This is a genomic window from Paenibacillus sp. 79R4 (assembly GCF_013393165.1).
Classification (GTDB): Bacteria; Bacillota; Bacilli; order Paenibacillales; family Paenibacillaceae; genus Fontibacillus.
The window spans coordinates 371,440-383,551 of sequence record NZ_QJOT01000004.1; the positions used below are offsets into that span (position 1 = coordinate 371,440).

General features: G+C 51.5%; 11 protein-coding genes. All 11 read right to left on the reverse strand.

Features of this window, described 5'->3' with window-relative positions; all coding sequences use genetic code 11:
- Positions 1-90: 90 nt before the first annotated feature.
- The 11 genes from rsmB to dapF all read right to left on the reverse strand — a co-directional run bounded on the left by rsmB (position 91) and on the right by dapF (position 12,076).
- Positions 91-1,554 (reverse strand): 16S rRNA (cytosine(967)-C(5))-methyltransferase RsmB, encoded by a 1,464-nt coding sequence (gene rsmB / locus DMN77_RS07695; protein ID WP_256872283.1) that lies wholly within the window; start codon positions 1,552-1,554, stop codon positions 91-93.
- Complete coding sequence (fmt, locus tag DMN77_RS07700; RefSeq protein WP_068782513.1) at positions 1,551-2,495, reverse strand: methionyl-tRNA formyltransferase; 945 nt, start codon at positions 2,493-2,495, stop codon at positions 1,551-1,553. The genes rsmB and fmt overlap by 4 nt, the downstream gene beginning before the upstream one ends.
- A 9-nt stretch (positions 2,496-2,504) precedes the next feature.
- Complete coding sequence (def, locus tag DMN77_RS07705; RefSeq protein WP_068781913.1) at positions 2,505-2,987, reverse strand: peptide deformylase; 483 nt, start codon at positions 2,985-2,987, stop codon at positions 2,505-2,507.
- A 172-nt stretch (positions 2,988-3,159) separates the two neighbouring features.
- A complete protein-coding gene (gene priA, locus DMN77_RS07710) occupies positions 3,160-5,703 on the reverse strand; it encodes a primosomal protein N' (protein ID WP_068781914.1) in 2,544 nt (847 codons plus the stop codon).
- Entirely contained in the window at positions 5,700-6,920 is a 1,221-nt protein-coding gene (coaBC, locus tag DMN77_RS07715; RefSeq protein WP_068781915.1) for a bifunctional phosphopantothenoylcysteine decarboxylase/phosphopantothenate--cysteine ligase CoaBC, read from the reverse strand. Before coaBC ends, priA begins: the two co-directional genes overlap by 4 nt.
- Positions 6,921-7,081: 161 nt before the next feature.
- Positions 7,082-7,303, reverse strand: coding sequence for a DNA-directed RNA polymerase subunit omega (rpoZ, locus tag DMN77_RS07720; protein ID WP_068781916.1), 222 nt, complete (start codon positions 7,301-7,303; stop codon positions 7,082-7,084).
- 40 nt (positions 7,304-7,343) lie between these two features.
- Positions 7,344-7,928 carry a guanylate kinase gene (gene gmk, locus DMN77_RS07725; protein WP_068781917.1) on the reverse strand — a complete coding sequence of 195 codons (585 nt, stop codon included), beginning with the start codon at positions 7,926-7,928 and terminating at the stop codon, positions 7,344-7,346.
- Between the two features lie 13 nt (positions 7,929-7,941).
- Positions 7,942-8,205 (reverse strand): extracellular matrix/biofilm regulator RemA, encoded by a 264-nt coding sequence (remA, locus tag DMN77_RS07730; protein WP_068781918.1) that lies wholly within the window; start codon positions 8,203-8,205, stop codon positions 7,942-7,944.
- An 80-nt stretch (positions 8,206-8,285) separates the two neighbouring features.
- Positions 8,286-9,173 (reverse strand): YicC/YloC family endoribonuclease, encoded by an 888-nt coding sequence (locus DMN77_RS07735; protein ID WP_179014264.1) that lies wholly within the window; start codon positions 9,171-9,173, stop codon positions 8,286-8,288.
- A gap of 35 nt (positions 9,174-9,208) precedes the next feature.
- Entirely contained in the window at positions 9,209-11,095 is a 1,887-nt protein-coding gene (locus tag DMN77_RS07740) for a bifunctional homocysteine S-methyltransferase/methylenetetrahydrofolate reductase (protein WP_179014266.1), read from the reverse strand.
- Between the two features lie 147 nt (positions 11,096-11,242).
- Positions 11,243-12,076 (reverse strand): diaminopimelate epimerase, encoded by an 834-nt coding sequence (dapF, locus tag DMN77_RS07745; RefSeq protein ID WP_068781921.1) that lies wholly within the window; start codon positions 12,074-12,076, stop codon positions 11,243-11,245.
- Positions 12,077-12,112: the final 36 nt, after the last annotated feature.

The window sequence follows — 12,112 nt, forward strand, 5'->3', positions numbered from 1 at the left end:
TCGCTTAAAGCAATAATTAGAAGTGTGCTTCACCGATTCCAGTATATAGTAATTTCAGGGATTTTGCAAAGATTAAGTATAGACCGCCGCTTAGATTGAGGTTTTCACAAGACGAGCGATGTAAAATCCGTCAGAATGATAGTCCTGAGGCAGGATCTGCAACCCGGTCTTCTCCCTGGCGCTCGCTTCCTGCAAGGCTGGCCAGTTCTCCGGCATATCCTCAGCAAGCGAAAATTCCGGATGGCGCTGTAGAAATGCATCTACCATGGCCGCATTTTCGCTTCGCTCAATCGTACAGGTGCTATAGACCAGCACTCCCCCCGGCTTTAGCAGCCCGCACACCGCGTCTAATAGGGTACGTTGAATCGCGTTAATCTCTGTAATATCGCCAGGTGTCTTCGTCCACTTCAAATCCGGCTTCCGGCGAATTACGCCCAGGCCTGAACATGGAGCATCCAGTAAAATACGATCGAATGACTCGGCCGCGAATCGCTCGGAAAGTTGGGCCGCATCGCTGGTCATTGTCTCAACTGGGTCAAGTCCAAGTCGCCTTGCCTGATCATCGATCAGCTTTGCCTTATGCGTATGGATATCGTTGGCAATCACATGACCGCGGCCTTCCATCCGTTCAGCGATATGGCATGTCTTGCCTCCGGGAGCTGCGCAGCAATCAAGCACCTTCATACCCGGTATGGCCTGAACAGCCGCGCCAACAAGCATGGAGCTCTCGTCCTGAATCGAGATAAGCCCATCCTTATACCATTCTGTCAGCGCCATGTTGCCGCCGCTTAATACCAATATCCCGTCCGGTGATACAGGGGACGGAGCAACCTCTAGCCCCCGCTCTTTCATAACAGCCAACATCTCTTCGCGGCTCGTCCGCGAACAATTCACACGGATACTGACGGACGGAGGCTCATTATTCGCGAGGCAGATCGCTTCCGCAACAGCTTCTCCATACTGCTCAATCCAACGTGAGACAAGCCATTCCGGATGGGAGTAAGCAAGCGAGATCCGTGCCGCCGAAGAAAGATCGCCAGGCAAGGACAACTCCTCCTTGCGACGAAGCACATTTCGCAGCACACCGTTCACCATTCCGGATATCCCTTGATGACCACGGCGTTTTGCGATATTCACAGCCTCGTTCACTGCCGCATGGGGCGGAATTCGATCCAGATAATACAGCTGATAGAAGCTTAGCCGCAATAAATTTCTGACCCAAGGCTGAAGCTTGGCCATCCCTTTGCTGACAAAGGACTCCAGAAAGTAATCAATTGTATTGAGACGCGATATGGTGCCGTATACAAGCTCTGTAGCAAGACCCGCATCAGGACCGGTAAGCCCGGATTTCTGCAGCGCTCCATTTAATAGCAAGTTGCTGTAGGCCCCCTCCTGTTCTACAGCGGTCAACACATCCAGAGCGGTATCCCGCGCTGTAGGCTGCGCTTTGTTGTTTCTTTTGCCGGCATGCGCCCCCTTGCCAGCTCCAGATTGATTCCCCTGCCTTTTCTTGTCGCTGCCAGCCTGGCCGGAGTGGCCTTTCATATCGCTCATGACAATACCGCGCCCTTCTTCATGATACCACCGCGAATAAATTCAGCGGCCTCCATGGCTTTCTTCCCAGCGGGCTGAATACGGGTCAACCAAACCGATCCATCGCCGGTCTTCACTTCGATCCCCCGCTCGGACAGCTCAAGCACTGTCCCGGGAGCTACCCCGGCAGCCGATGCGGAGCCTGTACTGGTTGGCTTAGCTACCGACCAGATCTTGAATACTTCGTCGTTCCATAGCGTAAATGCGCCCGAGAATGGTACCAGGCCTCTAACCCGATTGAAAATTTCACGGGACGAAGCCGTCCAATCAATCCGCTCATCCTCACGCGATAAATTGGAAGCATACGAGGCTTCCTCATCGTTCTGCGGAATCCGCTTGGCGGTACCGTTCAGGATCAGCGGCAGCTGCTCCATCAGCAGCTTCGCCCCGGCAAGGCTTAATTTCTCGAACATCGTGCCCGAGTTATCCTCATCCTCGATCGGAACGACAACCTTCTCGATCATATCCCCTGTATCCAGGCCTTCTGCCATATACATCAGCGTAACACCGGTCTCCTTCTCACCGTTGATGATCGAGCGTTGGATCGGCGCACCCCCGCGGTAAGCGGGTAAGAGGGACCCATGCACATTCAAGCAACCATACTTCGGCAAATCCAGCACGGCCTTAGGCAAAATCTGTCCGTAAGCGGCCGTAACGATCAGATCAGGACGCAGCGCAGCCAGTTCCTCCACAGCTTCCGGCGCCCGCATTCTCTGCGGTTGAAGCACGGGAAGTCCGTGCCGCAATGCTGCTTCTTTTACAGGAGTCGGAGTTAGTACCTTCTTCCTACCTTGCGGACGATCCGGCTGAGTCACAACACCAACAACGTTATAGCCTTCTGCAATCAGAGCCTCCAGAGACGGAACCGCAAAAGCAGGCGTCCCCATAAATACGATATTCATCGTTATTCCTCACACCTTTTCTTCACCCTCAGGGGTAATTTCATATACTCTTTCCGCAACATCCGTATAGAGAACACCGTTCAGATGGTCAATTTCATGCTGGAAAGCCCTTGCCAACAAATCCGACCCTGTATATGTAACCTCTTTGCCATTACGGTCGAGGCCTTTAACCGTAACTGTCTGCGCCCGGCGCACATCACCACGCAATCCCTGGATGCTCAAGCAGCCCTCGGGTCCAAATTGCTCCCCCTCTTTGCTGACGATCTCAGGGTTAATCAGTTCAATAAGTCCGTGCTCATCGCCAACATTTATGACAATAGCCCGCTTCAGAATCCCCACCTGCGGCGCCGCAAGCCCGACACCCTCGGCATCATACATCGTCTCCGCCATATCGGTCAGCAATTTCTGTACATTTGGAGTAATTTTCTTAACCTCTTTGGCGACCTGATGCAACACTTCATCCGGTTCTTGGACGATAATCCGCAATGCCATACCCACACACCATCCTTTTATATGTAGTTCAAAAATCCCGCTTTAAATCACGAAGTATATCAAAGTAGCCTATTCAGCATCAAATCTTGAGTTCACTCGGGACTTCCAATACGTACAAACTTCGTACGCTCCGCTCCTCATTCCCTGGCTTCATCCAACCGCCTTTATATAATTACATCAGCATCTGCGGGTCCACATCAATACTGATCTGAAATGACGAGTCGCGCATATCATTCAGCATGGCCTCAGACACACTGCGCACCAGCTCTGCCGCATCCAGCGAACCGCGATACTTCACCATACATTGAAATCTGTAGCGGTTCTTGATCCGCGGAATCGGCGAGGCGACCGGACCAAGGATGTCCAGGACATCTCTCGTAAAGCGGTCCATATTGCCGAACCAGCCCAGCTGCTGAGCCTTACCTCGCAAATTCGCCGTGAAATTCTCCGCCATTCGCAGCAATAACGGCAGCTTCTCATGGGACAGCGTTACAAGAATCAAGCGGCTATACGGCGGATAATGCAGCGCCTTGCGATGCAGCAGCTCCTCACGTACAAAAGAGTTGTAATCATGCGAGCTGGCATGGACAATCGAATAATGATCGGGGATATAGGTCTGGATCACAACCTCGCCCGGAAGCTGGTGACGCCCAGCCCGTCCGGCCACCTGCGTCAGCAATTGAAAAGTCTTCTCTGCAGACCGGAAGTCCGGAAAATTAAGCGAAGTATCTGCAGCGATAACGCCTACCAATGTAACATCCGTAAAATCCAGCCCTTTGGCGACCATTTGCGTCCCCAACAGCACATCGCCCTTTTTCTCGCGAAAAGTCTGCAGCAGCTTCTCATGCGAGCCCTTCTCCGTCGTTGTATCTACATCCATACGGATAACCCGGATCCCTGGAAACAGCTTGGACAGCTCGGTCTCAACCCGTTGGGTACCGGTTCCGAAATAGCGGATATGCTCGCTGCCGCACTCTGGACATACCGAAGGCGCAGGCACGGCATAACCGCAATAATGACAGCGCAAATTGTTCGACTTCTGATGATAGGTAAGCGAGATATCACAATCCGGGCAGCCGGCCACATATCCGCAGGTACGGCACATCACAAATGTCGAAAAGCCGCGGCGGTTCAGGAATAAGACGCTTTGCTCACCGCGCTCAAGTCTGGCCTCTATTCCGGCATGGAGCTGTCTGCTGAACATCGAGCGGTTCCCTTCTCGCAATTCTTCCCGCATATCCACAATCTGTATACTTGGCAGCATGCTGCCCGAAGCGCGTGCATTCATCTCCAGCAGCATCGGCGCATAATGTTCATTATCGAGCGATCTGGCTGCGTGGTAACTCTCCAGCGATGGGGTTGCCGAGCCGAGAATAACAGCAGCCTGGTGCTGCCTAGCCCGGCGAATCGCCACGTCTCGAGCATGATATTTAGGCGTCTCTTCCTGCTTGTAGGAGGTCTCATGTTCCTCGTCCATAACAATCAATCCGAGATCGGAGAAAGGGGCGAAAATAGCGGAACGGGCACCGATAGCCACCTGCACGCGTCCCTCCCTGATCTTCCGCCACTCATCATAACGTTCTCCGGTAGACAGACGGCTGTGCATCACAGCAACCTTATTGCCGAACCGCCCCTTGAAACGTTCAACCATTTGCGGGGTCAGCGAGATTTCCGGCACCAGTACAATCGCCTGGCGTCCAAGCGAAATGCAGCGTTCGATCGTCTGCATATAAACTTCTGTCTTCCCGCTTCCGGTAATTCCATGCAATAAAAAAGCACCATATAATCTTCTATCCAGCACTTCACTAATTTTATTATAGACAAGCTCCTGCTCCGACGTTCGCGGCAGCGGCTCGGTTCGTTTGAAACGACGATTCTGATAAGGATCGCGAAACACTTCGGCGTCCTCAATAAGCGCAAAGCCTTTCTCGGCCAGCTTCTTGACGGTTCCCGCCGTAACGCCCAGCGTGGTTAGCAATTCCTGCAGGGATATCGTTACCCCAACCTCAAGCAAGAACTCCAGAACTTCCTTCTGCCTGCGCGCCTGCGCGCTGAAGGAAGCGAGCGCCGCCTCCGCCGCCTCTCCGCCGACCGTGGCTTTCACCGTCTTGATGGTCTTCTTGCGGACTTTATCCTTGATCATCTGTGTCTCCGTCAGCACGCCAGCCCGCAGCAGGCCTTTGATAGTCTCTCCCTGGCCGGCAAATTGGGCACTCAGATGAGCCGTCGTCATCGGAACGGAGCCATTCGCTTTAATGTAAGCGACGATTTGCTCTTCCTCGCCAGTTAATAGCGGAGGTGACGCGTACAAAGCTTCCTCCGTCTGGTCCTCATCCGCAGGGTCTAACTCCTCCTGAAGCTGAATATATTTCTCGGCTTTACCTTTAAGTGCTGTAGGTATCATCGCCTGTAGCGCAGAGATCATACTGCAAGCATACCTATGGCTCATCCACTCGGCCAGCTTAACGAGATCAAGCGGAAGCGGGGGCATCAGATCCAGCAGCTCCTGAACCGGCTTCATGCGTGCGAAATTCAGCTCGGAGTCGGGCCGGAGATCAATAACGAAACCCTGGACTGTTCGATGACCAAAGGGAACGCCAACCCTGCTGCCGATCTCGATCCAGTCTTTCATCGTATCCGGAATAATATAATCGAAGGGGCGATCCGTGCCGCGGCTTGGAACGTCGACGATTACTCTAGCGATTTTGCAGTTCATTTGCCAGCTCCCGCCAGTCGTTCCGCAGCGAGCTCCATAATATGGAGACCCGTCTCCTCCTTGGTCATCATAGGCAGCGACTTCACCAGTCCCTGTGCATCATAAATTTTCACGATATTTGTATCGATGCCAAAGCCCGCTCCCGCCTGGGTTACATCATTGGCAATCAAGAGATCACAGTTCTTGCGCTGCAGCTTATCCATGGCATACTGCTCCAGATTCTCCGTCTCAGCTGCGAATCCAATCAGAAACTGCGACGTCTTTTGTTGACCAAGCGTCTGCAGAATATCAATATTTTTAATGAGTTCCAGCTGTAGAGCGTCACCCGATTTCTTAATTTTTTGCTGTGCCGGGCTCTTTGGCCGATAGTCCGCAACGGCAGCTGCCTTCACTAAAATATCTGTGTTCTGCCATATGGCGACGACAGCCTCATACATCTCCATTGCCGATTCCACATGCACCGTATTGATATTCAGCGGAGGGGCCACCTGCGTACGGGCGACGATCAGGGTGACGTCAGCACCCAGCTCCTGCGCAGCCTTAGCGACAGCAAATCCCATCTTGCCTGAAGAGTCATTCGTAATGTACCGGACCGGGTCAATGCGCTCGATGGTTCCTCCAGCGGTTACGACAACCTTTTTGCCGGCAAGCGGAAGATCAGCCCTTATAGATTGACGCTTAAAAAACTGATTCACTTCTTCAACAATCGCTTCGGGCTCTTCCATTCTCCCTTTCCCCGTATATCCGCAGGCAAGCAAGCCGACGCCCGGTTCAATCATATGAACACCGCGCGACCTAAGCTCTGCCATATTTCGCGATACAGCCGGGTGGGTATACATATGCACATTCATCGCCGGAGCAAGCATAATCGGCGCGGTGACAGCCAGTAGAGTCGTCGACAACATATCGTCTCCGATGCCGGCAGCCATTTTGCCGATCATATTCGCCGTAACCGGGGCAACCAGCACCAGGTCGGCCCAGTCGGCCAGTTCAATATGGGCGATAGCCTCCGGCTTCTTCTCGTCAAAGGTATCGGTGTATACAGCATTTTTGGATAAGGCCTGTAAGGTCAGCTCGCTAATGAATTTCGTAGCCGATTCGGTCATTATGACACGAACCTCTGCCCCTTGCTTCACAAGCATACTGCAGAGCGAAGCCGCCTTGAATGCAGCGATTCCCCCTGTAACGCCAAGCAATATTTTTTTGCCGATTAACATCGTCCTATCCCCCGCTTTCAAGTTATACGAAGTCAAACTCCCTTTGTCTTACAAGGGATCAGTAATCAGTCATAACCTATATGAGCAGAAAAAAATAACAACCTCGCGGTTGTAACTAGAGGTTGTTCAAAATCAACATATGACCACGAGGTCGATCTATTTTATTTCTCGATTGTTGCCGGTTCTTCAACTTCCGGTTTTAGCTTGACGAAACCGCCGTAAATTTCCTCTAACGCGATACCGACTTGCTTATGGGATCTTGGCTGCTCAAGATCGCTCTTGGAGCCCTCTCTAAGCTGTCTAGCTCTCCGGGAAGCCGCTACGACTAGGGAATACTTGCTACCAACGATGCCAAGCATCTTGTCAATGGATGGATATAGCATGAAGCAACACACCTCTTCTATTAGACTCGTCTACCGAATATTAGATATCGGCAGGTTTTCTTACTTTGCAATGCTCCGCTGTAATGATAGCCTCAATCCTTCTGCAGGCATGATCAATCTCATCATTAACTACGGCGTAATCATATTGTTCCAGCAATCTCATCTCATCAGCCGCAACCGACATGCGATGGTCGATCGTCGCCTGATTCTCCGTTCCCCGCCCTTGAATGCGATCCTTCAATTCATCCAAGGAAGGAGGAAGTAAAAATACGAACACGCCCTCCGGGAACTTCTCCTTCACCTTGAGCGCGCCCTGCACCTCGATTTCAAGAATGATATCGCGGCCGCTCTCGAGCGTCTCCTCAACGAAATCACGCGGAGTACCATAATAATTCCCTACATATTCCGCGTATTCGAGCAATTGATCCTTCTCGATCATCTCCATAAATTGCTCGCGGGTCTTGAAGAAATAATTAACCCCGTTCTCTTCCCCCAGGCGCGGATGGCGCGTCGTGGCGGACACGGAATAGACAAGCTCAGGCATTCTAGCCCGCAACTCATTGCAGACCGTCCCTTTACCTACACCGGACGGCCCTGATAATACGATTAATAAACCTTTAGCCATAGTTCTCTCCATTTTACTCGTCGTTGTCATCATCTTTGGTGGATAAGCGATGAGCAACCGTCTCCGGCTGCACCGCCGACAATATGACATGATCACTGTCGGTAATAATTACCGCGCGCGTACGACGTCCATAGGTCGCATCGATCAGCATATGGCGGTCTCTTGCCTCCTGAATAATCCGCTTGATTGGGGCAGACTCAGGACTCACAATTGAAATGATTCGGTTCGCTGATACGATGTTGCCAAAGCCAATGTTAATAAGTTTAATCGCTGCCATATCCAGGTTTTTCCCCCTAATTTACTTGACTCTGAGAGGTAGCTCAAAAAGACGCTTCTGAGCACTTACTCTTAGTTACGCTATTCGAGATTAGCCGCTTGTTCACGAATCTTCTCCAGTTCTGCTTTCATCTCGACTACACGGTTGACCAGAGCCAGGTGATTGGCTTTGGAACCAATCGTATTCGTCTCCCGGTTCATTTCCTGTATCAAAAAATCCAGCTTCCGTCCAACCGGCCCTTCCGATTGCAATAATCCGCGGCACTGCTCGAAGTGGCTCTTCAATCTAATCAGCTCTTCGTCGATGTTGGAACGATCCGCAAATACGGCGACCTCCATCGCGAATCTCTGTTCATCAAAAGCCCCCTCCAACAGTTCGGCGAGTCGCCCTTTGAGCCGATTACGGTAGTCCACAACTACTTCTGGCGCCAATCTGACGATGTCGGTGTGGATCTCCTGCAGCCTGTTTACACGCTGCTCTATATCAGAGACCAGATGAAGCCCTTCCTGCTCTCGCATCGCGATAAGCCCATCCAGCGCTTCTTCAAGGCCTTCCATAAGAACCGACTCCCACTGTTCATCGGTGACAGCTCCGTCCAGCAATGGATCGGGAGCGATCACCGCATCAGGCAGCGCGAGCAAATCCTTAGCGGTGAGCGAAGAGTCAATGCCGTAATGCCGCTTCAGCTCTTCGTTCGCCTGTATATAAGCCTCAATAACCGGACGGTTCAGTACAAAAGGCAAGGAACTGTCATCCTCCCGTTCCTTGCTTATGAACACGTCAATTCTGCCGCGCTTCACGTGCTCCTGAACTAACCGCCGCAGCTTATCCTCGTAGCAAGTCCACTCTCGGGGCATCCGAAGCACAACCTCGGAATACCGATGATTGACAGATTTAATCTCAAATTGAATGTTATAACCGCCATAATGTCTGGCGGAACCACCGTACCCAGTCATACTGTGAGACATGAACATCACATCCGTTACCCTATTGTAATTGATAATTATGAACGAGACAAGTGGGAAGCACGGTGCATCGACTTCTCGTGAACATAATTTGTCAAAGCTACAGTCATTTCATAGAACATGAAAGGAGTCATCAAATAAATGCCGTTAAATTGCTGCATTGCTGTATCAAGCAGTTCCTTGGCAATCTCTACGCCCATAGCACGACCCTCTGTCCCCTGAAGCCCCTCCATCCGCTTGCGCACGGATTCAGGCAGCGTAATGCCCGGAACTTCATTATGAAGATACTCGGCGTTTTTGCCGCTGGCCAGCGGCATAATACCAAGGAAGATCGGAATGTCGAGATGGGCGGTCGCCTCACGAATCGCAACGATCAGTTCAGGATCATAGACCGGCTGGGTCATAATGTAATCCGCACCCGAAGCGATTTTCTTCTCAAGCCGCTCTACAGCTTTGTTCAGATGCTTCACATTCGGGTTAAAAGCAGCGCCGATTACAAAGTTGGCGCGATGCTTAAGCGGCTTGCCCGAGAAGGCAGTACCTTCATTTAACTGCTTGATCATGCGGATAATCTCGAAGGAGGTGAGGTCGTATACCGAGCTGGCCCCCGGCAAATCCCCAAAGCGGGCCGGATCCCCCGTCACAGCCAGAACATGATCTATACCGAGAGCATCAAATCCCATCAAGTGCGACTGTGTGCCGATCAGGTTGCGATCGCGGCAGGCAATATGAATAAGCGGCCGCAGTCCAAGCTCAGATTGTACGCGCGAGCCAAGCGCCATATTGCTCATCCTTGTCACAGCCAGAGAATTATCAGCCAGTGTCAAGGCATCGACTCCCGCTTCTTTTAGAGCTTTAGCCCCGGCCATAAACTTGCTTGTATCCAGATCCCGCGGAGGATCCAGCTCCACGATCACCGTGTGCCGCTCTTTCACCTGATCTACGATATTTGGAGTATTTTCCGCCCGCCCATTGTCCCTATTATTCAGTTCACGCTCAAGTACCTGAATCGATTCAAGAACAGTTGGAAGCGGACGGCCTTCTGCCAATGAAGCTGGATTATAGTTAGCCAGCGCACTAGCCGTAGCCTTGATATGGTCTGGAGTCGTCCCGCAGCACCCTCCGATCAAGCGTGATCCCAAATCGGCAAATGATACTGCACATTCACCAAAATATGCAGGAGTAGCCCCATATACATATTCTCCATCTACGTAATCCGCCAAACCTGCGTTCGGAAATACAGACAATGGCATATTCAGCGGGCCATTTAATCTCTCCATAACGCTCATAATGCCCTTTGGTCCGGAATGACAGTTAAAGCCAAGCACATCGGCCCCCTCCGCCTGGAGAATTCCGAAAGCTTCTTCAATAGAGTAGCCATCCAGCGTTCTACCCAATTGATCCACGGCAAACTGACAAATGAGCGGCAAAGGAGTCAGATAGCGAGCGCGTCCAAGCGCAAGCCGCATCTCTCTCAGATCGTAGAAGGTCTCCAGAAGGAGCGCATCTACATCCTCCGTCAGCAAGGCAGTCATCTGTTCATCAAAGTATTTGACCAATTCCTGGTCGGTCACATTAACGCGCTTGCCACCACGAATCGTGCCCACAGCGCCAGCGACAAAGATGTCAGGACCGGCCGCCTGTCTGGCAATGCGGGCTGCAGCGCGGTTAATATCCGCTACCTGATCCTCCAGACCAAACTTGGATAATTTATAAAAATTCGCGGAGAACGTATTCGTCTCTATTAATCTAGCACCTGCTTCAATGTAGCGGCGGTGTACATCTTGAATCACTTCCGGGCGGGTCAAATTCATCTCCTCATAGGAAATGCCGACGGAAAAGCCCAGCTGGTGCAGGTAGGTACCCATAGCTCCATCGCCGATTAATACTTCATTTTGCCACGTTTGACGCAGATCTGGCCTCATATGAGCCCCTCCTCGATATAAGTAATGGTAGCTTGACTACCTTTTTCGCTTTAGTTTCATATTAATTTATCATAATTTTCGTCAATTGATAAGGAAATGATAGAACTTCATACAAAAAAAGGCCCGCAGGCCTTTTTTAACAAAATTTTATGCAATTTCACCTTGATATACGATTTCTGCAGGTCCCGTCATATACACATGGTTATCGGTAGGGTTCCATTCAATATAGAGATCGCCGCCCTTCAAACCAACCCAGGCTTTGCGCTGCGTGTACCCGTTGAGTACAGAGGATACCAAAGTGGCACATGCGCCGCTTCCGCAGGCCAGCGTTGGACCCGCGCCGCGTTCCCATACCCTCATCTCGATTCGCTCGGGCGAGGTCACGGTGGCGAATTCTACATTCGTCTTCCTTGGGAAGTACGGATGTTTCTCCAGCTGCGGCCCCCATGTTTCCAACTCAAAATGCGGCGCATCATCCACGTAAATGACGCAATGTGGATTCCCCATCGAGACAGCTGTAAAGTTGAACCGCTGGCCTTGAGCTTCAATCGGCTGTCCAATAACCGACTCGCCTTCCAGTGTGGTCGGAATCCGGGTCCCTTGCAGAATCGGCTCGCCCATATCAACCCGAACGCTCTTAACGATTCCATCCTCTACCTTGAGAAGCACCTCCTGAACGCCGGCGCCAAGCGTCTCAAATGTCATCCGCAGCTTATCTGTATGGCCTGCCTCATAGACGTATTTGGAGACGCAGCGGATCGCATTGCCGCATTGTTCAGCTTCTGTACCATCGGAATTTATAATTCTCATCTTATAGTCAGCCTGATCAGACGGCAAAATAAACACCAGACCGTCCGCTCCCACACCGAAATACCGGTTGCACCATTTTATAGCCAAATCCGAGACATTCTGCGGCAGTTCCTGCTCTCCGTAGAACACCAGAAAATCATTACCCAGACCATGCATTTTCGTAAATTCCATTTGAACCCCACTCCCTAGAGCCCTGTCGCCTGTCTT